Genomic DNA, 23525 nt, shown 5'->3' on the forward strand with positions numbered 1-23525 from the left:
CGCTCGCTCCATGGATGGGCGCGACAAGGCCGGCGTGAGTAGGGCGACAAGCGGAGCGACGCCACCCTGGCGCAAGCGGCCGTCGACCATTCTGTGGTTCCTCTCGATCGGGCAGCTCATCTCCTGGGGCCTGGTCTACTACACCTTTCCACTCTTCGTCGTGCCGATGGAGCAGGAACTCGGCTGGTCGCGCAACGCCCTGTTCGGCGCGTTGTCGGCCGGCCTGCTCGTCGCCGGACTGGCCTCCATCCCGGTCGGCGCCTGGATCGACCGCGGCCACGGCCGGCTGCTGATGACCGGCGGATCGGCGCTCGCAGCGGCGCTGATGCTGCTGTGGTCGCAGGTCGAGTCGCTGGCGATGTTCTATGTCGTCTGGATAGGGCTCGGCGCCTGCCAGGCGGTGGTTCTCTACGAGCCGGCCTTCGCGGTGATCACCCGCGTCTACGGCCCGCGCTACAAGCAGGCGATCCTGCTGATGACGTTCCTGGGCGGGCTCGCCAGCACCTTCGGCATCCCGTTCGCGCAGCTCCTGATCGAGCGCATCGACTGGCGCCCCACGCTGATCGTGCTGGCCGCCATCAACCTCGCCGTCGCCGTCTTCATCCATTGGCTCTTCGTGCCCGGACCGAAGGAGGAGGCGATACCGATCGCCGCTCCCTTGCCGCTGCCCGGCCCAGAACTGAAGCGCAAGAGCCCGCTCGCCGCGGCGGTGCGCGTGCCCGCCTTCTGGGGATTGGTGGTCGCCTTCGCCGGCTACGGGCTCGCTTTCTCGGCGATGAGCTTTCATCTCATTCCGCTGCTGGCGGAGCGCAAGGTCGAGATCGGCGTGGTGATGGCGATCATCGCACTGATCGGACCGATGCAGGTGGTGGGCCGCGTGCTGCTGATGGCGGCGCAACGCCACATCACCTCGGTTCAGCTCGGCGCGCTCGTCTACTTCGCCTTTCCCATCTCCATGGCGATGCTGGCCGGAGGCATCAGCGACGTCTACGGCCTCATCCTGTTCGCCGTGATCTACGGCGTTGCCAACGGCCTCGTCACCATCCTGCGCGGCATGGCGGTGCCCGAGTTCATCGGCCCCGAGGGCTATGGCGTGGTGTCCGGCGCGCTGACCATGCCGACCAATATCATGCGCGCCGTCGGGCCCCTTGCCGGCGCCTTCGCCTGGAGCGCGCTGGGAGGCTACACGCCGGTGTTGTGGGGGTTGACGGCGATCATGCTGGTTGCGGCAGCGGGCTTTGCCGCCGCCGCCCTGCTGTCGAGGCGACCGAGCTAGAAGTGCAGCGCCACTGAAGCGTTCGCCGGATGCAGCTCCCCGGTTCCCATTGTAATGTTCGATCGGGACGGGGGGAGATTTGAGGATGTCGACACTGCGCTTCGTCGTCGCCGCCTTGGCGGCGCTCTTGCTGGCGTCCGGTGGTGCCAGCGCTCAAGGCCGGCCGAGCCAGGACCAACTCGCCCGCATGACGACACAGGCGCTCGCCGATCCCGAGACGGTGAGGTTCGCGCGGCCGCAGATCCTGGGCTTCGAGCAGGCCGTGATCACCCACCAGCTCGGCTACGAGAGCGGCGATTTCGTCTACTACTTCGCGGTCACCAAGCCCCGCCTGAACGACGGCCTCGTCTTCTTCACGCATCAGAAGTCGACGAACATGTTCCGCATGCACCGCACCGACACGCACCTGCGCCGCGTCGCGAGCGCGCGCAACGACATGAAGACGGACGCGGGCCTCGTCGTATGGGCGGGCCAGGCGGCGGATGCCGATTTCGCCGCCCAGCTCGCCTACTGGTCGGGATTTCGCTGACCCGCCGACCGATCGTCATTCGGCCGCAAGCCGCCTTGCGCCGGGTGCGAGATTCCGTACCTTGGGAAGCACCTCCGTCGACAGGAGCTCGAGCGAGCGACGCCAGGCTTGAGGGTTCTCGACGTAGTCGAAGCCGAAGACGAGCAGTTGGCCGAAGCCACCGACCTCGTCGTAGATCTTCTCGATCTTCTCGACGACGGTGCGCGGCGATCCCACGATCCAGTTGTGCCGGGCGCAGTATTCCGGCGTGACCTCGGAATCGGCCACGCCCGGGTCGTGCTTGAGGTACTCGAAGAAGCCGAACTGCGCGAGCAGCGGCAGAAAGTACTCGCGCATCATGCGGCCCATGTGCGAGCCGACCGAGAGCTTCATCGCCTCCTCGTCCGTGTCGGCGACGAAGACCTCGCGCACCATGCGCCACTGGCCACGGTCAGGCGTGCGGCCGGCCTTGGCGGCGCCGATCTCGACGGCTTCCCAGTGACTCGCGACATAGGCCGGGTTGAGGTTGAGACTCATCGGCAGGAAGCCCTTCTCGCCGGCGAGTTTCAGCGTGTCGGACCCCTTGCTGAGGCCGGCCACACCGATCGGCGGATGCGGGCTCTGCAGCGGCTTGATGTGCGGCTTGAGGAAGCCGAACATCGTCTCGGGCTTGGTGACGTGCCAGTACTTGCCCTTGTGGTCGAACGGCTCCGCCGACGTCCAGAGCTTCAGGATGATGTCGAGTGCCTCGCGGGTCATCTCGCGATTGACGCCCGACATGCCGTCGACGTTGAACATCGCCCAGTCGCTCGGCAAGCCGGACGCAGCGACGCCGAAATTGAGCCGCCCGCCGGACAGATGGTCGAGCATGGCGACGCGGTTCGCGAGTTCGGCCGGATGGTGATAGGGCAGGAGGAACCCGCCGGGACCGAGACGGATATTCTTGGTCTGCATCAGCGCCTGCGCCACCAGCAGGTCGGGCGAGGGGTGCGGTTCCCAGGGAGCCGTATGGTGCTCGCCGATCCAGCACTCGGCGAAACCCAGCTCGTCGAGCCAGCGAATGACCTGCAGGTCCCAGTCGTGGCCGGCCTTCAGGCCTCTCTCGGGCGGGTGCGATGGCATGGTGAAATAACCGAACTGCATCGTTTCCTCCTGAGTTGTCGGCCGAAGTCGACTACCATCGGGCGAACGATGCAAGGGAGTTCGATGCATGGCTCGTCGAGCGGTTTTCGTCTGTTGCGACGGATTGGGACGCGATTGGATCGACGCCGACAGGACACCGGTGCTGGACGATCTTCGTCGGCGAAGCCTGTGGTGCACGGAGCACAGCGCGGTGTTCCCGTCCGTCACGCGCGCGTCGGCCGCGTCGATTTCGACAGGCTGCCATCCCGCGCGCCATGGCCTGCACGGCAATCGCATGGGCCTGTTCGAGGAGGACAGGATCGTCGTCCGTGACGTCGGCGCGCCGGATTTTCGCGCGCACCTGCGCCGCGCCACAGGCCGGACTCTGCTTGTGCCGTCGCTGGCCGAGCGCGCGGCGCGGGACGGAGGGTTCGTCGCCTTCTCCAATGTTTCGCCGGGCGCGGCTTTCTTCCTCGATCCCGACTGCTTCGGCCACGTTCATCATCGCAGCGGCTCGCACGCTCCGGGGGGCCATCCGCTGGACGCGCTGCCGGTGACGCACGATGCGGCCGGCGACTGGGAGATGACCCAGCGCTTCTGCACCGAGGTGTTGAGCGATGCCAGGCCGGCGGTCGCCTTCCTTTGGCTCACCGATCCCGACCATCGGCTGCATGGCGTGCCGCTCGGCTCGCCCGAGCACCGCGAGGCGCTGGCGGGCGCCGGGCGTTGCGTGCTGGAGGTCTTCCGGACCGTCGAGCGCTTGCGCACCCGGGGCGAGGACATCCTGCTGCTGGTCGGCTCCGACCATGGCCAGGAAACGATCGGCGCGGTGATCGACATCGAACGGTGGCTTGCCGCGCGGGGGCTGGGCGAACTGGTCGAGACCGGGCACGTCGCCGTGGCAGGTCAGGGCACGGCGGCGCTGCTCTACGCCACCGAACGTGGCCGTGGGCCGCTGCTCGGCGTCCTCGACGCCATGACGGCCGAGCCGTGGAGCGACGGCGTGGTGGTCGGCGCCGGGCTTTCCGGGCGCGGCTTCGCGGCGGACGGCGGAGTCGTCGCCGCGGTCAACATGGCGGGCCTCGACGAACCCAACACTTATGGCGTTCCCGGCAAGCGCTGGGTGGTGGCGGAAGGCGGCAAGCCGGTGCCCGTCGGGGCGGGTCAACATGGCGGATGGGGGCCCGACGAGACGCGGCCATTCCTGATGATCAACGATGGCGCGGGAACGGCAGGCGAGATTCGACGTGTCACGAGCCTCGTCGACATTGCGCCCACGATCGCGCGACATGTCGGCTTGTCGAGGGACGGCTTTGACGGAACGGCGATTTGATCGTCGTCCGTGGCCGAGCCATGCGCGGACGGCGAAGCTCTGCATTGGCGTCATGCCCGAACGCGAAAGTGCGGCCGCAGAAACTGCAGAAACTGCAGAAACCGTACAAATAGTCCCATTACGGCACCAGTTCGGTTCGCCAAAATCGCCAAAATCGCCAAAATAGATCATAAGAAAACAGCGCCCCTCATGGCATAGCGACAGGCGCGGCGCGATACGGCGCGTATGTCCGGCGTCCGAGTAATCGTATCAATAATTAATACGACAGGCAAGCCTTGGATCCGGGCGCGCTTGGCGGAGCGTGTCGATCGGGTGCTCGCCGAACAGCGCCCGGTACGATGCCGAGAAGCGGCCCAGGTGCCAGAAGCCGTTGTCGATGGCGACACGAGTGACCATTCCCGGTGTCCTGGGCGAACGCAGCAACTGCACGCGTACGGCGTTGAGTGCCCGCACGCGCAGATAGCGGGCCGGGCTCATGTCGAGCAGATCGATGAAAGCGCGCTCGAGCGTGCGCCGCGATATGCCGAGATCGGCGCACAGCGCGGGAATGGAGGGTATCGTCATCGGATCGGCGGCCATCCTGGCCTCGGCCTCGTGCACGACCATCCGCGCCGAGCGCAGACGATCGCGTGCGCCGCCGGGCACGAAGGATGGATCGATGAGCGGACGGAAGAAGGCCTGCACCAGCGTTCGGTCGACGTTGAGCAGCCATTGCGGATCGAGAGGGAGGAGAGGCCGCGCCGATCGCAATCGCTCCAGAGCGACGATGATGTCTTTCAGTCGGGCGAGGTCGTCGTCATCGACCCGTACGCTCGGGTTCTCCCTCGGGGCCTGAAGCGCGTCGGCTCCGGGCGCGCACGCTATTTGACGGGCAAAGAACGCGCTCGGCATCGCCAGCGTCACCGTCCGCGAGCCCGCCGGATATCGGACCTCGGAGGTCTGCCCCGGACCGAAGACGGTCAGGGTGCTGACAGGAAAGCGATGTCCGGCCACCAGGAACGGCTCCGGCGCATCGAGCGCCAGGCCGAGCGTCACGACGTCGGGTGGCGGTTGAACGATCGCCCGCACGGCAATGGAGAAGGTGTTGACCCGCATGGCAACGGTGGCAAACCGCTGCCGGTCGATCGAGGCCTGGAATCGGCCGGATCCCACCTGGACATGCCTGGCACTGGTTGCGCCGAGCATCGAGGCGTCCAGCGCCTGCGCGTCGAAGCCGCGAACGACGATCTTGTCCCCGGGCGCGCTGACCGGGGGGCGAATCGAATCCGCCGATGGAAGGCTACCGTCCATGCTCGCCGTTCTTCCGTGGCGCAAAGCGGATAGACGTTCGACGACCGGAGAACAATGAATGCCCCTGAATAACGCAGTCGCGAGTACAGCTGCGCTGCAATTATCGCACCGATAATGCAGATAATTGCACCAATCGGGAGTCGCGTCACGTGGGGTCGAGGGCAAAACGGCGAATCGGATTGCGAGCGGTATTCCTGGTGCTGGCCATCAACTCGGCGGCCCCCAAGGTCGCCGCCCAAAGCCCGGCGACCGATCGTCCAGAGTGGAGCTTCTCCCTCGCACCCTATGCCTGGTTGATGGGCGTCAATGGCAACGTCACTGCCGCCGGCCAAACTGTCGACGTGAACGCCAACTTCATCGACATCCTCGGCAAGACCGACACGCTGGTTGGGCTGATGGCCTACGGCGAAGCGCGTAAGGATAGATACGGCCTCTACTTCGATTTCGTCTACACCCAACTGACCGCTTCCGGCGGTTATGGAGCGGCGCGCAACCCGCTGCCGAAGCTGACGCTCGCCGTCGCTGCCAACGGCGGCGTGAAGTCGACGCTGATCATCGCCGAAGCCGGCGGCATGTACGAAGTGTGGCGGCAGGGCGGCCAGAATGAACAGGCGAGGGGCAGCGCGATCGATGCCATCCTCGGCGTACGCTACTGGCACGCCAGCAGCGACCTGTCGTTCGCCGCCACCGCCGACTTCAACGCGCCGGGCGTGCGCTTCGACCGCAGCGGCGGTCTCGCCATCTTCCGCAGCGGCTCCCTGGACTGGGCCGATCCGATCCTCGGTCTGCGCTTGCGCCAGCGGCTGGCGCCGCAGCATGAGGTGCGATTGCGCGGCGACATCGGCGGCTTCGGCGTCGGCAGCCAACTCACCTGGCAGCTCTTCCTCGGCTACGGCTACGAGTTCAGTTCGGGCCCGACCTCGTGGTCGGCGCTGCTCGGCTATCGCGCGCTTGGCGTGAACTACACGAACGGCTGGGGCAACGATACCCGCGGCGTCGATGCCGTGATGCACGGTCCCGTGATCGGTGCCGCAGTCAAGTTCTAGGTGCCGGTTCCAGAATCAGGAGAGGACAATGGTCGAAGATGCACGGACAGCCCACCAGGCGACACGCCGGGATCTCCTCAAGGGCACGGCCGCTACGCTGCTGGCAGGCGGCCTGATCGGTTCGGCCCGTGCCCAGACGCCATCGGCGCCGCGTCGAGGCCTCAACATCCTGTTCGTGTTCACCGATCAGGAGCGCTACCACCCAAGCTGGCCCAGGGGCCTGTCGCTGCCCGGGCACGAGCGCCTGCAGAGCACAGGCGTCACCTTCACCAACCACCAATGTCCGGCGACGATGTGCACGTCGTCGCGCTCGGTGATGCTGACCGGTCTGCAAACCGCCGACAACGGCATGTTCGAGAATCTGGACGTGCCGTGGATGCGCAATCTGCCGATGGACAAGCCCACGATCGGCCACATGCTGCGCAAGGCCGGCTACTACACCGCCTACAAGGGCAAGTGGCACCTGAGCCGTGAGTTCGACACCAAGTCTGTCGAGCAGTTCATGACGCCCCACATGGAGAAGTATGGCTTTGCCGACAATTTCTCGCCGGGCGACCTGATCGGCCACACGCTGGGGGGCTACAGCTACGACCACATCACGGCGGGCAGCGCGGTCAACTGGCTGCGCACGCGGGGCCGGCCACTGTCGGACGACGGTAAGCCGTGGTGCATGTTCGTGAGCTTCGTCAATCCGCACGACATCATGTACTTCAACACCGACGCGCCGGGCGAGAGCATCCAGGACACCGGCAAGCTGCGCATGCACGCGGCGAGGGCGCCGAACCATGCGCTCTACAAGGCATCGTGGGATGTGCCGGTGCCCGCCAGCCTGCGCCAGCCGCTGGACGCTCCTGGCCGACCGGGAGCCCATCGCGAGTTCGACAGGATCTGGGACTATATCCTCGGCAACGTGCCGCTCGAGGACGCGCGCTGGAAGCGCTTCAACGACTATTACATCAACTGCATCCGCAACGTGGACCGCTCGATCGAGGCGTTGCTCGGCGAGCTCGAGGCACTGAGCCTGTCGCAGAACACCATCGTGGTGTTCACCTCCGACCACGGCGAAGCGGCGGGCGCGCACGGCATGCGCGGCAAGGGGCCGTTCGCCTACCGCGAGACCAATCATCTGCCGCTCTACATCGCCCATCCCGACGTCCGTGGTGGGCAAGAGTGCAAGTCGCTGTCGGGCCACATCGATCTCGCGCCGACCCTGCTCTCGATGGCGGGCGTGAAGCCCGATCAGGCGGCCGAGTTCGCCGGGCGGGCGCTGCCGGGCAAGGATCTGTCGGCGCTGCTCACCAATCCGGGCAGCCAGGCGATCGGCGCCGCGCGTCCGGCCACGCTCTTCACCTACAGCGGGCTTGCCAGCAACGACGCCGGTGTTTTCGACTTCGCGGCCAAGGCGGCCATGGCGGGCAAGGATCCGAGGGAGGAGGCCAAGAAGCAGGGCTTCAAACCCGACCTGAAGAAGCGTGGCCATGTCCGCTCGGCCTTCGACGGCCGCTATCGCTTCACGCGCTACTTCGCGCCGGTCGACCACAACAGTCCGAGGACGCTGGACGAGCTCTTCAAGTGGAACGACGTCGAGCTCTACGACCTGCAGAGCGACCCCGGCGAGATCGATAACCTCGCCAACGACCGCGGCAAGAATGCCGAGCTTCTCCTGACCATGAACGGCAAGCTCGAGGCCGTCATCAAGGCCGAGATCGGCAAGGACGACGGCCGTGAGTTGCCCGAGATCCCCAAGATCAGCTGGGGCGTCGACAAGATCGACCTTTGAGCGATCAGGCGACACGACGCAGCATTAGGCGCCCTCTACCCGGCCCTGCCGGGACGTGCTTAAACACGCCAACAGATCAGGAGGGACGGCCATGCAGGAACGGCTTCAATTCTACATCGACGGCAAATGGGTCGACCCGGTGACGCCGAGGGCGCTCGACGTCATCAATCCCGCCAACGAGGAGCCGTTCGCGCGCATCTCGATGGGATCCAAGGGCGACGTCGACAAGGCCGTGGCCGCGGCCCGCCGCGCCTTCGAAACCTATTCGCGCACGACGCGCGAGGAACGCCTGGCGCTGCTCGAGAAGATCGTCGCCGCCTACAAGGGCAAATTCCAGGCGGTCGCCGAGACGATCAGCCAGGAAATGGGCGCGCCGCTGTGGCTCGCCAAGGCGGCCCAGGCGGCGACCGGCCTCGGGCACCTGAACGAGGCGATCAAGATCCTGAAGGACTATCCCTTCGAGGAAATGCGCGGCACCACCGCCGTGGTGAAGGAGCCGGTCGGGGTGTGCGGCTTCATCACGCCGTGGAACTGGCCGATCAACCAGATCGTCTGCAAGGTGGCGCCGGCGCTCGCGGCGGGCTGCACCATCGTGCTCAAGCCCTCCGAAGTGGCGCCGATGAACGCCATGCTGTTCGCCGACGTGCTGCACGAGGCGGGAGTTCCGCCCGGCGTGTTCAATCTGGTCAACGGCGACGGCGCCGGGGTCGGCGAGGCGATGTCGGCGCATCCCGGCATCGACATGATGTCGTTCACCGGGTCGACCCGCGCTGGCATCGCCGTTGCCAAGGCGGCGGCCGATACGGTCAAGCGCGTTGCCCAGGAGCTCGGCGGGAAGTCGGCCAACATCGTGCTCGACGATGCCGATCTCACCAAGGCGGTCTCGGCCGGCGTGATGAGCATGATGCTGAATTCCGGACAGTCCTGTAACGCGCCGTCGCGCATGTTCGTGCCGCGCGCCAAGAACGATGCCGCCATCGCCGTCGCCAAGGCCGCGGCGGAGAAGGTCAAGGTGATCGACCCGGCGACGGCGGATGCCGGGCCGGGCACCATCGGCCCGGTGGTGAGCGAGGTGCAGTTCAACAAGATCCAGGCGCTCATCCAGAAGGGCATCGAGGAGGGTGCGACCCTGGTGACCGGCGGGCCGGGCCGGCCGGAGAACATGAACCGCGGCTATTATGTGCGGCCGACGGTGTTCGCCAACGTCACCAACGACATGACGATCGCCCGCGAGGAGATCTTCGGACCTGTCCTGACGATGCTGGCCTACGACACCGAGGAGGACGCGGTCGCGCAGGCCAACGACACGCCCTACGGCCTCTCGGGCTACGTGCAGTCGGGCAACATCGAGCGCGCCCGCAAGGTGGCCTCGCGCCTGCGCACCGGCAACGTGCACCTGAACGGCGCCGGGCCGGATTTCGGCGCGCCGTTCGGCGGCTACAAGCAATCGGGCAACGGTCGCGAATGGGGCGAGTACGGGTTCGAGGAATTCCTCGAGACCAAGGCCGTCATGGGTTGGGCGCCCAAGACCGCCTGAGGGTCGTACCGCACGAAAAAGCCGCCCGGAGGGGCGGCTTTTTTTGTCTCGTGCCAGCTGCGGCCGGCCGTTACTTGATCTTCGATTCCTTGAAGACGACGTGCTTGCGCGCGACCGGGTCGTACTTCTTCAGTTCGAGCTTTTCGGTCTTGGTGCGCGGGTTCTTCTTCGTCACGTAGTAGAAGCCGGTGTCGGCGCTGGACACCATCTTGATCAGGATCGAGGTCGGCTTGGCCATGGTTCAGGTCCTCTGGAAGGCCGGCAAGGTAGTCGGCGACGGCCTCACGTCAAGTGCGAAAACGGGCGCTACTGGCGCGCCGCCTGGTCGATCGAGCCGGTCCGCACGGCATGCGCATATAGCTTCGGATCCTTGAGGAGCCGAAAGGCGATATCGAGGTCGCGTTGGGGAGACTCCTCGCTGGGCGGGCAGATCCGGCGCAGCTCGGCGACCTCCTGGGCGCTGGGATTCCGCTCGGCGTGCCAGCGCATCAGCGTGGAGCGGTTGGCCTCGACGGATTCGATGCCGAGCTGGCTCACGTCGGCGACCTTCGAGGTGCAGATGTTGGGCAGCACGCCGAGCTCGTTCCAGGTGTAGCCGGACGGCGCCTGCAGCCTCGACCAGGTCAGCACCAGTTCGCCCTCGTTGGGCAGGCGCACGACGGTCTGCACGGTGCCCTTGCCGTAGCTGGTGGTGCCGACGATCACGGCGCGGCCGCGGTCCTGCAGCGCGGCGGCGACGATCTCGGCGGCCGAGGCCGAGTTGCCGTTGACCAGCGCCACCATCGGCAGGCCAACCGTCTGCCGGCTCGAACTGCGATAGGTACGCTGGCTGTCGGGATGGCGGCCGTGGGTCGAGAAGATGGTGCCGTCGCCGATGAACTGCTCCGCCACCGCCTGGGCCTGGTCGAGCAGGCCGCCGCGGTTGGAGCGCATGTCGATGACGATGCCGGCGATGTCGCGGCCGATCTCGGTGCGCGCACGCTCGACGGCACGCCGCATGTTCTCGGTGGTGGCGCTGTTGAAGCCCATCAGGCGGATCAGGCCGATGTCGTCGCGGCGCTCGTAGAGAACCGTGGTCGGGATGATGCGGCCGCGGTTGAGGTCGATGGTGAGGCGGCCCTCGCCGGCGCGCTGCACGGTGAGCGACACCGGGTCGCCGACGTTGCCGCGCAGCTTGTGGACGACGTCGCTCAGCGAGCGGTCGATCATCGATTCCGAATCGACGGCGACGATCTGGTCGCCGACCTTGATTCCGGCCTTGGCCGCCGGCGATTCCTCCTGGACGGCGCGGATCATCGTCTTCTTGTCGTCCGTGCGCTCGACGGTGATGCCGATGCCGCCGCCGCCGTCGCGCTGGAAGCGGTTGTCCCTGGCTTCCTCGGGGTCGGCGTAGCGGCTGTTGCGGTCGAGCTGCCGGGCGGTCGCGGTCATCGCGCCCTTGATGATCGACTGGCGCTCGCCCTGCTGCAGGAGCGGCGAGGCATTCACCGAGGCGGCGAACAGTTCCCCCAGCATGCCGCCCCAGGCGCGCCCGTCGGTCGCGTTGGCCGGCGTCGGCCGGGACAGGATTTCATGGCCGTCGCGCAGCACCGTGAAAGAGCGCTCGTCGGTCTGCAGCGACAGCGCCGGGTCGGCACCGGCGAAGCCGCGGAAGGTTTCAGCCGAGATCGTGCGGAAATCGGGCTGGAAGAGGTGGCGATCGCCGATCGCCCGGTAAGCTTGCAGGACGACGCGCTCGATGCCGACATCGGTCGCGACCGCACGGCTGCGGGCCGGCGGCGGGGCCGAGCCCGAGGTGGTTTCGCACGACGCGACAAGAGAGGCTGCCAGAAGGGCAATCGCCGCCTGCGACAGGGCCCGTCCGATCCAGTGATATTGCGGCACCGCGACTCCCAACGACCGCCGGACCTTAGCACAGGCAATCGACCGGGAGCCATGGCTATGGTGCGGGATGAACCCCTTCAGTGGCCGGCTTCGGCGCGGCAATTCGATGCGCCCAAAGCAGGGCGATGACGGCGCCCTTGATGCGCGGCAGCAGCAGGAGGGCGAGCAGCACCGAGAGCGGCAGCCACAGGGCTGCATGGAACCACAGCGGCGGCTGGTCGCCGTATCGCTCGAAGGCCAGCACCAGCGGCACCACGATGTGGCCGACCGCGAAGATGGTGAAGTAGGCGGGTGCGTCGTCGGCCCGGTAGGGCTCGAGGCCGAGCCCGCAGGCCGGGCAGACGCTACGCATCTTGAGGAAGGAGCCGAACAGGCTGCCGTCGCCGCAGCGCGGGCAGCGTCCGCGCCAGCCGCGGCGAAGCGCGGTCCAGAACGGCACGGGGGCGAACTCCGAAGTCATGCCGACAAGATGGGGCGCCGGTTCAGCGCCGTCGTCGCGACCGTTTGTCCCTGACCGGCCCGCGATGCGCGACCGGACGCCGCGGGCCGCGCGTGCGCGCGCCCCGCGGCGGCGCCTGGCGCTCGACCCGCTCGACCACGTCGATCACCTCGAAGAGCAATCCGCCGGTCGCGGCGTCGGCCTCGTCGAGCTTGACCAGGAGCCGGTCACCCAGGCCGAAGGTCTCGCCGGTGCGCTCGCCGACCAGCATCTGCCGGGCCTCGTCATGGCGGAAGAATTCCTGGCCCAGGCTGCGCACGGGAATGAGGCCGTCGGCGCCACTGCCGTCGAGCGCCACGAACAGGCCGAAGCGGGTCACCGAGGTGATGCGGCCCGGGAAGGTCGCGCCGACATGGGCCGCCATGTAGGCCGCGACGTAGCGATCCATGGCCGACCGTTCCGCCGCGACGGCGCGGCGCTCGCACATCGACAGATGCTCGCCGAATTCGGCGAAGCGGCCCTTGTCGGCTTCCGCCAGGCCGCCGTCGCCCAGACCGTGGGCGGCGATCAGGGCGCGGTGCACGATCAGGTCGGGAAAACGCCGGATGGGCGAGGTGAAATGGGCGTAGCGCGGCAGGGCGAGGCCGAAATGGCCGAGATTGTCCGGGCTGTAGACCGCCTGGCTCTGGCTGCGCAGCGTGGTCTCGTTGACGAGACGCGCCACGGGCTTGTCGGCGACCGCGCGCAGCACGTGGTTGAGATCGCCGGGTCGCAGCCGCGGACCGGGCGGCAGCGCCACGCCGAGCGTGCCGAGGAACTCGCGCAGGCCCTCGATCTTGGCCGGATCGGGCTGGTCGTGGACGCGGTAGAGGCAGGGCGCGCGGCGATGCTCCAGCGCCTGGGCCGCCGCGACGTTGGCCAGCACCATGAACTCCTCGATCAGCTTGTGGCTGTCGAGCCGTTCGCGCACGCCGATCCCGGCGATGCGGCCGTCGTCGCCGAGCGTCACCTGGCGCTCGGGCAGGTCGATGTCGAGCGCGCCGCGCTTCTCGCGCGCCGCCAGCAGCACGCGGTAGGCGCCGTAGAGCGGGCGCACGACGTCGTCCATCAACGGCGCCAGCTCGGCGTCCGGCGTGCCGTCCGCCGCGCGCTGCAGGCGCGTGTAGGTGAGGCGTGCGGCCGAGCGGATCATGGCGCGGTGGAAGCGGTGGCGCTTGAGATGACCTGCGGCGTCGATCCACATCTCCGCCGCCAGCACCGGCCGGTCCTCGCGCGGCAGCAGCGAGCACCAGTGGTTGGAGAGCGCCTCCGGCAGCATCGGCACCACCCGGTCGGGAAAGTAGACCGAGGTGCCGCGGCGGTAGGCGGCGCGGTCGAGCGGCCTGTCGGGCCGCACGTACCAGGCGACGTCGGCGATGGCGACGATCAGCCGCCAGCCGCCCTCGTTGGCGGCATGATCGTCGGGCTCGGCGAAGACGGCGTCGTCGAAGTCGCGCGCATCTTCGCCGTCGATCGTGACCAGCGGCAGGCGGCGCAGGTCGAGGCGCTCGCCGAGCGGCGCGGCGCGGGCGCGTTCGGCTTCGTCGAGCGCGGCCTGCGGGAAGTCGACGGGGATGTCGTTGGCGGCGATCGAGATCAGGCTGACGGTGCGCGGGTCGCTCATCGGGCCGATCCGCTCGAGCACGCGGGCGCGGCGCGAAAGCGCGGCGCCGGTCTCCTCGATCCAGACGATGTCGCCGGGCAATGCGCCGTTGCGGTCGGCCGGCCGCACGTCGAAGACGCGTCTCAGCTTGCGGTCGGTCGGCGTGACCAGGCCGAGGCCGGCGCGACCGTTCGGCTCCTCGTAGTGGCCGAGGATCTTGCGCGGTCCGCTGCCGAGCCGGCGGATGATGCGCGCCTGGTAGCTGTTCTTGCCGCGGCGCTTGAGCGAGGCCAGCACGCGGTCGCCGACGGCAGGGGCGGGGCCACCTCTCGATCCCCCGGGGCCGCCATGCGGGTCGATCTCGATGCGCGGCGGCGGTCCGTCGGTGTCGGCATCGTGGCGCCGCGGCACGGCCAGCAGATGGCCGTCGTCGTCGACGCGGGTGATCTCGAGTACGGTGATGTCGGTCAGTGCCCTGGGATCCTTGAATGTCTTGGCGCGATCGGCGGCGATGTCGCCCGAATCGCGCAAATCGCGCAGCAGTTGCTTGAGCTCGATGCGCTGGTCGCCCTTCAGGCCGAAGGCGCGCGCGATCTCGCGCTTGCCGACGGGCGTCGTGGCTTCCCTGATGAACGCCAGCAGTTCGTCGCGGGTCGGGACCCGGCCCTTAGCCATCTGTCCCGGTGCGGGGAGGGGCCTCGGCCTTGGCCTTGGCCTTGCGCTTCGGCGCGGCCTTCTTCTTCGCCGCCGCCTTCCTGGGGGCGGGTTTGTCGCCGCCGTCGTTGGCCGCGACCGGCGCGGCCTTGCGGGCGCGCGGCGACTTGCCCTTCTTGCCGCCGCCCTTGGCGGCGCGTTCGGCGAGCAGCGACACCGCCTGCTCGACGGTCAGCTCCTCCGGCTTGATGTCGCGCGGCACGGTGGCGTTGACGCCGCCGTGCTTGACGTACATGCCGTAGCGGCCGTCGTAGAGCTCGATCGCCGCCTCGTCGGCCGGATGGTTGCCGACGACGCGGACAGGCTTCAGCGCGGCGCGGCCGCGGCCCGCGCTCTTGGCTTCGGCCAGCAGGGCGACGGCGCGGTTCATGCCGATTTCGAGCACGCTCTCGTCGGCCGGAATCGATTTGTACTTGGTGCCGTGCTTCACATAGGGCCCGAAGCGGCCGACACCGGCGAGCACGGGCTGGCGGTCCTCGGGATGCGGGCCGAGCTCGCGCGGCAGCGACAGCAGCGCCAGCGCCTTGTCGAGGGTGACGTCGTCGGGCGTCATGCCCTTGAGCAGCGAGGCCCGCTTGGGCTTTTCCTTGCCTTCGGGCTCGCCGAGCTGGACGTAGAGGCCGTAGGGCCCGTTGCGCAAGGTGACGACCTTGCCGGTCGCCGGATCGGTGCCCAGCACCTTCGGCCCGTCGAGATTGGCACCGGAGACGGCGTCGGCTTCGGCATCGACGATGCCCAGCTTGCGGGTGAAGCGGCATTCCGGATAGTTCGAGCAGCCGATGAAGGCGCCGAACTTGCCGAGCTTTAGCCCGAGCCGGCCGTTGGCGCACGACGGGCAGTCGCGTGGGCTCTTGCCGCCTCCCTGTCCGCCGTTGTCGTTGGCCGGGAAGAAATGCGGTCCCAGCTCCTCGTCGAGCTTGTCGAGCACTTCCTTGACGCGCAGGTCCTTGGTCTCGCCGACGGCGGCGGAGAACTGCGTCCAGAATTCGCGCAGCACCTGGCGCCAGTCGATCTTGCCGCCCGAGATGTCGTCGAGCTCCTCCTCGAGATGGGCGGTGAAGTCGTACTCGACGTAGCGCGGAAAATAGGTCTGCAGGAAGGCGGTGACGATGCGGCCACGATCCTCCGGGATGAAGCGCTTGCGGTCGAGCCGCACGTAGCTGCGCCGCTGCAGCACCTCGATGATGCTGGCGTAGGTCGAGGGCCGGCCGATGCCGAGCTCCTCGAGCTTCTTCACGAGGCTCGCCTCGGAGTAGCGCGGCGGCGGCTCGGTGAAGTGCTGCTCGGGCAGCACCTCGCGGCGCTCCAGCCCCTCGCCCTCGGCGACGTCGGGCAGGATGGCGTTGCCTTCCTCGTCGTCGCCCGAATCGTCCTTGCCCTCGTCATAGAGGGTGAGGAAGCCGTTGAACCTGACGACCGAGCCGGAGGCGCGCAGCTGCAGGTTCCTGTCGGCACTGGCGATGTCGACCGTGACCTGGTCGAGCACGGCGCTCTCCATCTGGCTGGCGACGGTGCGCTTCCAGATCAGCTCGTAGAGGCCAAGTTGCTCGCGGTCGAGATGGGCCGCCACGTCCTGCGGGGTGCGGAAGAGGTCGGTCGGGCGGATCGCCTCGTGCGCCTCCTGGGCGTTCTTGGCACGCGAGGTGTAGGCGCGCGGCTGGGCCGGCACGTAGGCCTGGCCGTACCGGCTCTCGATCAGGCGGCGGGTCTGGCCGATCGCCTCGGGGGCGAGTTGCACGCCGTCGGTGCGCATGTAGGTGATGAGGCCGACGGTCTCGCCGCCGATGTCGACGCCCTCGTAGAGCCGCTGTGCGATGCGCATGGCGGTCGCCGCGCCGAGGCCGAGCTTGCGCGAGGCTTCCTGCTGCAGGGTCGAGGTGATGAAGGGCGGCGGCGGGTTGCGCTTGACCTGGCGGCGGTCGATCGACTGGACGGCGAAGGCACGGCGTTCGATCTCGCGCTTGGCCGACAGCGCCTGTTCCTCGTTGCCGAGATCGAACTTGTCGAGCTTGCGGCCGTCGAGATGGGTGAGGCGCGCCTTCAGCGTCTGCTTCTTGGCCGTGCCGAACAGGACGTCGACCGTCCAGTACTCGCGGCTCCTGAACACCTCGATCTCGGCCTCGCGCTCGCAGATCAGGCGCAACGCCACCGACTGCACGCGGCCCGCCGAGCGGCTGCCCGGCAGCTTGCGCCACAGCACCGGCGAGAGCGTGAAGCCGACCAGATAGTCGAGGGCGCGCCGCGCCAGATAGGCGTCGATCAGCGGTTGGTCGAGGTCGCGTGGATGGGCGACGGCGTCGAGCACCGACTGCTTGGTGATGGCGTTGAAGGTGACACGTTTGACGTCGACGCCCTGCAAGGCTTTCTTGCGCGCGAGCACATCCAGCACGTGCCACGAAATCGCCTCGCCTTCGCGATCGGGGTCGGTGGCGAGGTAGAGCCTGCCCCCTTTGGTGACCGCCTTGGCGATGGCATCGAGGCGCTTCTGGGAGGAGGAATCGACCTCCCAGTCCATGGCAAAATCCTCGTCCGGGCGGACCGAGCCATCCTTGGGCGGCAGGTCTCGGACATGGCCATAGGACGCCAGCACGGTGTAACCGGGGCCGAGGTACTTCCCAATGGTCTTAGCCTTGGCCGGGGATTCGACGACCAAAACGTCCATCGCCGGAACGAGCTCCAGTGAACATGAGAAACCGGAGCTAAATCACTGATTCAAATCAGAGATACGCAGTTACCCCGGTGCCTTTCCAAGCGGCCTTCCAGCTCAAGTCCGAGCAGGACCTCCGCTACAGTGGCGGCGGACACTTGGCATCGGCGTACCAGTTCGTCAACCGGAGTGGGTACCGGACCGAGCGCCCGCAGGACCGTCGACGTGGCAGTGTCGCCGGGAATTCGGCATGGTTTTTCAATTGGTTGAGCCATCGACTGCGGCACGCTCACCACACCCAGAATATCATTGGCGTCACGCACCAAAATGGCCCCGTCGCGAATAAGGGTATTGGAGCCGACATGGCGCGGATCCATCGGTGATCCGGGAACGACGAAGACGTCGCGGCCTTGCTCGGCGGCCCGCTGGGCGGTGATCAGCGAGCCGGATCGGGCGGCAGCCTCGATCACCACCACGCCGACGGAGAGGCCCGAGACGATGCGATTGCGCCGCGGGAAGGCGCGGGCCACCGGCGGCGCGCCGTAGGGCACCTCCGACAACAGCAGGCCGCTGCGGGCAATCTCGGCCTGCAGCCCCTGGTGTTCGGGCGGATAGATCTGGTCGATGCCGCCTGCCAGCACCGCCACGGTGCCCGTGGCCAAGGCGGCCTGGTGTGCGGCCGCGTCGATGCCGCGGGCGAGCCCGGAGGCGATGACGAAGCCGGCGGCGCCCAGGCAGGTGGCGAGTTCGGCCGCGAAGCGCCGTCCCGCCAGCGAGGCGTCGCGCGCACCCACGACGGCCAGCGCAGGACGCTGCAGCAAGTCGGCGCGGCCGATCGCCGAGAGGACAGGTGGCGCATCCGGCAGGGCGGAGAGGGCCGCGGGATAGGCGGCGTCTCCCAGCACGAGGAACCAGCCGCCGAGTCGGCGGAGCTGTTCTTCCTCGCGTTCGATGTCGGCATCGGAGACGACGGCGAGGGCGGCGCAGGCGCGTCGCGCCGAGCCGTGGTGGCTCAAGGCTTCCTGGAAGGCAACGGGCCCGATGCGCGGACTGCGCGCCAGCCGCAGGCGGGCACGTCGTTCGGCGGGGTCGAGATCGACAACCGGGGTACCATCGAACATGCGCACATCGTATCGTGTAAAATGATTGTGTAAATCAACTTGAAGTTGTTTTCCGGCAGGCCATCGCGATGGCGGCACCGAGCAGGGCCAGGACGAAGGCGAGCGGGCCGAAGCCGTCGAAGCCGTCGAAGGCGACGATCAGGCCGCCCAGCGCCGCCGCGCCGATCCAGCCCAGGCTGGCCGAGGCGCCGGTCAGGCCCATGACGGTGCCGCGCATCTGCTCGGGCACCGCGGCGTAGGTCGCCATCAGCGACGGCCGGCCGAGCGAATTGACGAAGACGTAGAGGAAGCCGAGCGCGACCGAGACCGCCGGGCTGGGGCACCAATAGAAGAGGGCGAGCGCGGCGACACCCGACGCCGCCATGCAGGCGGCATAGGTCATCAGCCGATCATGCAGCCGGTCGGCGAGCGGGCCGCCCATCAGGGTGCCGACGACGCTGCCGACGGCGAACACGGCGAGCGGCAGGGCGAGCTCGGCCAGCGACAGGCCATAGGTCACCTGCAGGAACGTCGCGTAGTAGACGGCCGCCAGCCCGTAGCAAATGCGCTCGGCAACCCCCGAGCCGAGCAATGCCCACAGTCGGGCCGACAACGCCGAATAGCCACCGCCCGCGGCCCCACGGGCGCCGCGCCGCCGTGTCGCCGGTACCGTGGCGAACAGCGCGATGCTCGCCACCGCGGCAAGCACGCCGACACAGACCAGCCAGCCGCGCCAGCCGATGATCGCGCCGACCGCCGCCGCCATCGGCACGCCGATCAGCAGGGTGAGCGACTGCCCGCTCATCACCCAGCCGAGTGCGCGGCCACGCTGGCGATCCTCGACATGGGCCGACACCTCGGAATAGATCACGCCGGTGAAGGTGCCCGCCGCCGCGCCGCTCAACGCCGCCCAGGCGGCCAGGGTGATGAAATCGCCCGACACCGCTTGAAGGACCATGGCGAGCGCCAGTACCAGCGGCGCCGTCACCAGCAGGATGCGTCGCCCGATTCGATCCGACAGCCAACCCGCTATGGCCGAGGTGAGGCCCCACGCGGTGGCAGTCAGCGACACCAGATTGGCGACCAGCGGCATCGTCACGTCGAGGTCGTGCGACATGTCGATCAGGAAAGGCGCGCGTGTCGTGCCGCTCGAGGTGGCCGCGAACGAGCCGAGGCAGGCGGCCGCGATCAACGCCCACGGCATCGCCTTTCCGATCCTGATGTCGCCGCCGGCATTCACGCGGGCGGGACCGTAGCGGCGGCCCCCCGGCCGGGCAATGGTCAGGGCGGGTACGCGCCATGACGTGGACGAACAGGTGGGTCGCGTCACCGCGCTGGCGACCGTCACGCCTTGCCGTGCTGGCCGATCTTGCTTTCGGTGCCGGCGAGCAGGCGGCGAATGTTCTCGTGATGGCGCAGCCAGACCAGTGGAACCATCGCCGTCACCACCGCCGCGATGCGAGGGTCGACGACGACCCAGGCGGCGACCGCACCGGCCACGACTCCCACCAACGCCGCCAGCGACGAGTAGCGGAAGAATGCCGCGATCAGCAGCCAAGTCATGCAGGCGACCGCGCCGATCGGCCAGGCCAGCGCCCACATCACACCGAGCGTGGTCGCCACGCCTTTGCCGCCATTGAACGACAGCCACACCGGGAACATGTGGCCAAGCACGGCGCCCGCCGCGGCTGCCGCTCCGGCGATGGGACCGAAGGTGCCGGCGATCAGCACGGCGGCAGCTCCCTTCAATGCGTCGAGCAGCAGCGTCGCGGCGGCAAGTCCCTTCCGGCCGGTGCGCAGGACGTTGGTCGCGCCGATATTGCCCGAACCGACGTTGCGAATGTCGCCGAGTCCGGCTGCCCGCGTCAGCAGCAATCCGAAAGGGATCGAACCCAGCAGATAGCCGAGGAGCAGCGGTGCTCCGATGTGCGTGGCGTGCCAGAGCATCGTGGTGCGCCTATGGCTTCAGCACGCGGCAGTTGGTGGAATCGACATAGGCCGTGGTCGGCGGGCCGATCAGTTCGGTGGTGATCTGCTCGCCCGGCGCGATGGTGGCCGGGCCGAAATACGCCTCGTCGACCGGTCGACCGGCGTTCATGAAGGTGCACTGCACCTGGGTGTCGAGCGGCCGCGGCGTGTTGGAGGTGATGATGATCGTCACCTGCCAGTAGCGCGAGTCGCCATAGGTCAGGTTGTTGGCCGCGAGGCTGACCAGCGGCTGAGGCTGCGAGAAATTCGGGATCGCCCGAGAGCCCGTGCGGCGCACCGGCGGCTGCGGCTTGGGCATCATGCCTTCGGGCGGACGATAGCCCGCCGATCCGCCGCGCGGATCGAAGGCTCGATCGGGATCGCCCGGTTGCGCCTGCGGCGACGGTGGCGCCAGCGGCGTCGGCCCCCCGGCACTTCCGCCGAGGGTGGCGGGCTGGCCGCCGGGCGTGGTGAGCGGGCGCGGCTCGGGCGCGGCGGTCTGCGGCGTCCCGGGCCGCAATGGCGTCGGGCCCGGCGCCGGGGCCTGCACGCCGCCGACCTGCGTCTGGAGCTTGTCGTAGCAGGCGAGACGGGCCTGCGTTTCGGTAATCTCGGCGCAGATCTGGATGTGGCGCGTGAGCGCGTCGAGCAGATCCTCGCGGGACGGATTGCGCTGCTGCGCCTGGCTCGCGTCTGCCACGACGATGGCCGCGACGCCGAGCAGGAGAATGTTGCGAATCGTCATCGATTGCCCTGCCATGGGAGGTCGTCCGACCATACCAGACCAAGTGGCGGTTTCGAGGCGCGAATCAGGCGGCCGCCGCCGCCGTCTGAAACGCATCGTCGCGATAGATCGTGCGGCCGGCGACGATCGTGGCCATGACACGGCCCTGCGTTGGCCGTTCGTCGAACGGCGAGTTCTTGGTCTTGCTCCAGAAATCGCCGCGATCGATCTTCCAGGCCCGCTCGGCATCGAACACGATCAGGTCGGCCGGCGCGCCCTTGGCGAGCTTGCCGCCCGGCAGGCCGAACAGCGCGGCCGGCGCAGACGACAGGCGCTGGAACAGGCGTGGCAGGGTGATCTCGCCGTTGTGCGCCAGCTCGAGGGAGATCGGCAGCAGGGTCTCGAGCCCGATGCCGCCCGGCTCGGCCTGCGCGAAGGGGACGCGCTTGCTGTCCTGGTCCTGCGGGCGATGGTCCGACACGACGGCGTCGATGATTCCGGACTTCAGCCCTTCGACGACCGCCACGCGGTCCTTCTCGGAGCGCAATGGCGGCACCAGCTTGCCGAAGGTCCGGTAGTCGCCGACCGCCAGGTCGTTCAGCGCGAAATACGGCGGGGCAGTGTCGCAGGTGATCCTCAGTCCGCGTGCCTTCGCGCCGGCAATGGCTTCGACCGATTCGGCGGTCGATATCTTCGTGAGGTGCAGGCGCCCGCCGGTCATCTCGAGAAGACGGATATCGCGTTCGACCATCATCACCTCGGCGAGCGGCGGACAGCCCGACAGGCCGAGCCGGGTCGCCATCTCGCCGCTCGACATGTGGCCGCCCGACAGGGTGGGCTCTTGCGGCAGATGCACGATCAGCGCGTCGAAGGCCTTGGCGTAGTAGAGCGCGCGGCGCAGCACCTGGGCGCTGCCCACCGCGTGGTCGGCATCGGTGAAGGCGACGGCGCCGGCTTCGGCGAGCAGGCCCATCTCCGCCAGTTCCTTGCCCTCGAGTCCGGCCGTGAGCGCGCCGTAGGCATACATGTTGGCGAGCCGGATCTGGCGCGCGCGGCGGGCGACGAACTCGATCAGCGAGGCGTCGTCGAACGGCGGATCGTTGTCGGGCAGCAGCACCATCGACGTGATGCCGCCGACCGCCGCGGCCGACGCGGCGCTTTCCAGCGTCTCCTTGTGCTCCTCGCCCGGCTCGCCGGTGTGGACGCGCGCATCGACAAGACCGGGCGCGAGGTGAAGGCCGCGACAGTCGATCGACTGGATGCCGTAGGGCGCGCCCGAGGCGAAGAGATTCGGCCCGAAGTCGGCGATCTTGCCGTCGCTGATCAGGATCGCGCCGGTGTACTCGCTGTCGGCCGTCGGATCGACGATACGGGCGTTGATGTAGGCGGTCGAACCGGCGTGCGGCGGCGCGCCCTTCAGGATGTTGCCGTTCACGCGCTTCCTCCCCACGAAGTGGGGAGGTGGCCGAAGGCCGGAGCAGTCATGCCCCCTCCGCCCGCTACGCGGGCACCTCTCCTCGCAAGACGAGGGGAGGAACTCATGCGACTGCTCCCATGGCGTTGCGACGGCCGCCGATCAGCGCGTCGAGGCAGGCCATGCGCACGGTCACTCCCATCTCGACCTGCTCGTGGATGACGCTGCGGTCGAGGTCGTCGGCCACCTCGGAGTCGATCTCGACGCCGCGATTCATCGGGCCCGGATGCATGATCAGGGCGTCGGGCTTGGCGACCTTCAGCTTGTCGTGGTCGAGACCGAAGAAGCGGAAATATTCGCTGATCGACGGCACGAACGAGCCCTGCATGCGTTCGGTTTGCAGGCGCAGCATCATGACGATGTCGACGTCCTTCAGGCCGGTGCGCATGTTGTAGTGGACCTCGACCCCCATCCGGTCGATGTCGGTCGGCATCAGGGTCGGCGGGCCGACGACGCGCACGCGCGCACCCATGATGTTCAGGAGATGGATGTTCGAACGGGCGACCCTGCTGTGCATGATGTCGCCGCAGATCGCCACCAACAGGCCCTCGAGCCGGCCACGCCGGCGGCGGATGGTGAGCGCGTCGAGCAGCGCCTGGGTCGGATGTTCGTGCTGGCCGTCACCGGCGTTGATGACCGTGCAGTTGACCTTCTGCGACAGCAGATTGACCGCACCCGACTCCGCATGCCGCACCACGATGGCGTCGGGCCGCATGGCGTTCAGCGTCATCGCCGTGTCGAGCAAGGTCTCGCCCTTGCGCACCGACGAGGTCGCGACGTCCATGTTGATGACGTCGGCACCGAGTCGCTTGGCGGCGACCTCGAAGCTGGTGCGGGTGCGGGTCGAATTCTCGAAGAACAGGTTGATGACGGTGCGACCGGCGAGCAGGTCGCGTCGCTTGTCGAGCGAGCGATTCTGCACGATGTAGCTTTCGGAAAGGTCGAGCAATCCCGAGATCGTCTCAGGCGAAAGACCCTCGATGCCGAGCAGGTGGGGCAACCTCGGCACGCCCGTGCGTTTCTTTGTCACTAAAGCGCGAC

19 protein-coding genes are annotated in these 23525 nt (G+C 68.1%); 6 read left to right on the forward strand and 13 right to left on the reverse strand.

What is annotated here, in order from left to right; all coding sequences use genetic code 11:
* The first annotated feature begins 10 nt into the window (after nt 1-10).
* Nucleotides 11-1276 (forward strand): MFS transporter, encoded by a 1266-nt coding sequence (locus KIT25_10785; GenBank protein ID UYN97384.1) that lies wholly within the window; start codon nt 11-13, stop codon nt 1274-1276.
* 85 nt (nt 1277-1361) lie between these two features.
* Nucleotides 1362-1805 carry a hypothetical protein gene (locus KIT25_10790; protein ID UYN97385.1) on the forward strand — a complete coding sequence of 148 codons (444 nt, stop codon included), beginning with the start codon at nt 1362-1364 and terminating at the stop codon, nt 1803-1805.
* 15 nt (nt 1806-1820) lie between these two features.
* Here KIT25_10790 and KIT25_10795 read toward each other — a convergent pair whose 3' ends face one another.
* Entirely contained in the window at nt 1821-2927 is a 1107-nt protein-coding gene (locus KIT25_10795) for an LLM class flavin-dependent oxidoreductase (protein ID UYN97386.1), read from the reverse strand.
* Between the two features lie 67 nt (nt 2928-2994).
* Here KIT25_10795 and KIT25_10800 point away from each other — a divergent pair, with 67 nt between their 5' ends.
* Entirely contained in the window at nt 2995-4239 is a 1245-nt protein-coding gene (locus KIT25_10800) for an alkaline phosphatase family protein (GenBank protein ID UYN97387.1), read from the forward strand.
* A gap of 249 nt (nt 4240-4488) precedes the next feature.
* Here KIT25_10800 and KIT25_10805 read toward each other — a convergent pair whose 3' ends face one another.
* A complete protein-coding gene (locus tag KIT25_10805; protein ID UYN97388.1) occupies nt 4489-5694 on the reverse strand; it encodes an AraC family transcriptional regulator in 1206 nt (401 codons plus the stop codon).
* Nucleotides 5695-5708: 14 nt separating this feature from the next.
* On the opposite strand from KIT25_10805, the gene KIT25_10810 reads away from it, so the two are divergent.
* The 3 genes from KIT25_10810 to KIT25_10820 all read left to right on the forward strand — a co-directional run bounded on the left by KIT25_10810 (nt 5709) and on the right by KIT25_10820 (nt 9892).
* A complete protein-coding gene (locus KIT25_10810; GenBank protein UYN97389.1) occupies nt 5709-6575 on the forward strand; it encodes a hypothetical protein in 867 nt (288 codons plus the stop codon).
* A 28-nt stretch (nt 6576-6603) separates the two neighbouring features.
* Entirely contained in the window at nt 6604-8355 is a 1752-nt protein-coding gene (locus tag KIT25_10815; GenBank protein UYN97390.1) for a sulfatase-like hydrolase/transferase, read from the forward strand.
* A gap of 91 nt (nt 8356-8446) precedes the next feature.
* A complete protein-coding gene (locus KIT25_10820) occupies nt 8447-9892 on the forward strand; it encodes an aldehyde dehydrogenase family protein (GenBank protein UYN97391.1) in 1446 nt (481 codons plus the stop codon).
* A gap of 70 nt (nt 9893-9962) precedes the next feature.
* Here KIT25_10820 and rpmG read toward each other — a convergent pair whose 3' ends face one another.
* The 11 genes from rpmG to KIT25_10875 all read right to left on the reverse strand — a co-directional run bounded on the left by rpmG (nt 9963) and on the right by KIT25_10875 (nt 23514).
* Complete coding sequence (gene rpmG / locus KIT25_10825; protein UYN97392.1) at nt 9963-10130, reverse strand: 50S ribosomal protein L33; 168 nt, start codon at nt 10128-10130, stop codon at nt 9963-9965.
* Between the two features lie 68 nt (nt 10131-10198).
* A complete protein-coding gene (locus tag KIT25_10830; protein UYN97393.1) occupies nt 10199-11776 on the reverse strand; it encodes a PDZ domain-containing protein in 1578 nt (525 codons plus the stop codon).
* Nucleotides 11777-11831: 55 nt separating this feature from the next.
* Nucleotides 11832-12236 carry a DUF983 domain-containing protein gene (locus KIT25_10835; GenBank protein ID UYN97394.1) on the reverse strand — a complete coding sequence of 135 codons (405 nt, stop codon included), beginning with the start codon at nt 12234-12236 and terminating at the stop codon, nt 11832-11834.
* Between the two features lie 22 nt (nt 12237-12258).
* Nucleotides 12259-14532 (reverse strand): ribonuclease R, encoded by a 2274-nt coding sequence (gene rnr, locus KIT25_10840; GenBank protein UYN97395.1) that lies wholly within the window; start codon nt 14530-14532, stop codon nt 12259-12261.
* On the reverse strand, nt 14525-17233 hold the full coding sequence (topA, locus tag KIT25_10845; protein ID UYN97396.1) for a type I DNA topoisomerase: 2709 nt from the start codon (nt 17231-17233) through the stop codon (nt 14525-14527). Before topA ends, rnr begins: the two co-directional genes overlap by 8 nt.
* Nucleotides 17234-17283: 50 nt before the next feature.
* Nucleotides 17284-18339 carry a DNA-processing protein DprA gene (gene dprA, locus KIT25_10850; protein ID UYN97397.1) on the reverse strand — a complete coding sequence of 352 codons (1056 nt, stop codon included), beginning with the start codon at nt 18337-18339 and terminating at the stop codon, nt 17284-17286.
* A gap of 34 nt (nt 18340-18373) precedes the next feature.
* Entirely contained in the window at nt 18374-19666 is a 1293-nt protein-coding gene (locus KIT25_10855; protein UYN97398.1) for an MFS transporter, read from the reverse strand.
* On the reverse strand, nt 19663-20265 hold the full coding sequence (plsY, locus tag KIT25_10860) for a glycerol-3-phosphate 1-O-acyltransferase PlsY (GenBank protein UYN97399.1): 603 nt from the start codon (nt 20263-20265) through the stop codon (nt 19663-19665). The genes KIT25_10855 and plsY overlap by 4 nt, the downstream gene beginning before the upstream one ends.
* A gap of 10 nt (nt 20266-20275) precedes the next feature.
* Entirely contained in the window at nt 20276-21031 is a 756-nt protein-coding gene (locus KIT25_10865) for a hypothetical protein (GenBank protein UYN97400.1), read from the reverse strand.
* A 64-nt stretch (nt 21032-21095) separates the two neighbouring features.
* The gene (gene pyrC, locus KIT25_10870) at nt 21096-22430 is read right to left on the reverse strand and encodes a dihydroorotase (GenBank protein UYN97891.1); all 1335 of its coding nucleotides are present in this window, start codon (nt 22428-22430) and stop codon (nt 21096-21098) included.
* A gap of 118 nt (nt 22431-22548) precedes the next feature.
* On the reverse strand, nt 22549-23514 hold the full coding sequence (locus KIT25_10875) for an aspartate carbamoyltransferase catalytic subunit (protein ID UYN97401.1): 966 nt from the start codon (nt 23512-23514) through the stop codon (nt 22549-22551).
* Between the last annotated feature and the right edge of the window lie 11 nt (nt 23515-23525).

This window comes from Enhydrobacter sp. (genome assembly GCA_025808875.1).
GTDB lineage: Bacteria > Pseudomonadota > Alphaproteobacteria > Reyranellales > Reyranellaceae > Reyranella.

Bases quoted from the DNA above. Each gene is read 5' to 3' on its own strand.
- KIT25_10785 (UYN97384.1), top strand. From the start codon at position 11: ATGGATGGGCGCGACAAGGCCGGCGTGAGTAGGGCGACAAGCGGAGCG.
- KIT25_10790 (UYN97385.1), top strand. From the start codon at position 1,362: ATGTCGACACTGCGCTTCGTCGTCGCCGCCTTGGCGGCGCTCTTGCTG.
- KIT25_10795 (UYN97386.1), bottom strand. From the start codon at position 2,927: ATGCAGTTCGGTTATTTCACCATGCCATCGCACCCGCCCGAGAGAGGC.
- KIT25_10800 (UYN97387.1), top strand. From the start codon at position 2,995: ATGGCTCGTCGAGCGGTTTTCGTCTGTTGCGACGGATTGGGACGCGAT.
- KIT25_10815 (UYN97390.1), top strand. From the start codon at position 6,604: ATGGTCGAAGATGCACGGACAGCCCACCAGGCGACACGCCGGGATCTC.
- KIT25_10820 (UYN97391.1), top strand. From the start codon at position 8,447: ATGCAGGAACGGCTTCAATTCTACATCGACGGCAAATGGGTCGACCCG.
- rpmG (UYN97392.1), bottom strand. From the start codon at position 10,130: ATGGCCAAGCCGACCTCGATCCTGATCAAGATGGTGTCCAGCGCCGAC.
- KIT25_10835 (UYN97394.1), bottom strand. From the start codon at position 12,236: ATGACTTCGGAGTTCGCCCCCGTGCCGTTCTGGACCGCGCTTCGCCGC.
- rnr (UYN97395.1), bottom strand. From the start codon at position 14,532: ATGGCTAAGGGCCGGGTCCCGACCCGCGACGAACTGCTGGCGTTCATC.
- topA (UYN97396.1), bottom strand. From the start codon at position 17,233: ATGGACGTTTTGGTCGTCGAATCCCCGGCCAAGGCTAAGACCATTGGG.
- dprA (UYN97397.1), bottom strand. From the start codon at position 18,339: ATGTTCGATGGTACCCCGGTTGTCGATCTCGACCCCGCCGAACGACGT.
- plsY (UYN97399.1), bottom strand. From the start codon at position 20,265: ATGCTCTGGCACGCCACGCACATCGGAGCACCGCTGCTCCTCGGCTAT.
- KIT25_10865 (UYN97400.1), bottom strand. From the start codon at position 21,031: ATGACGATTCGCAACATTCTCCTGCTCGGCGTCGCGGCCATCGTCGTG.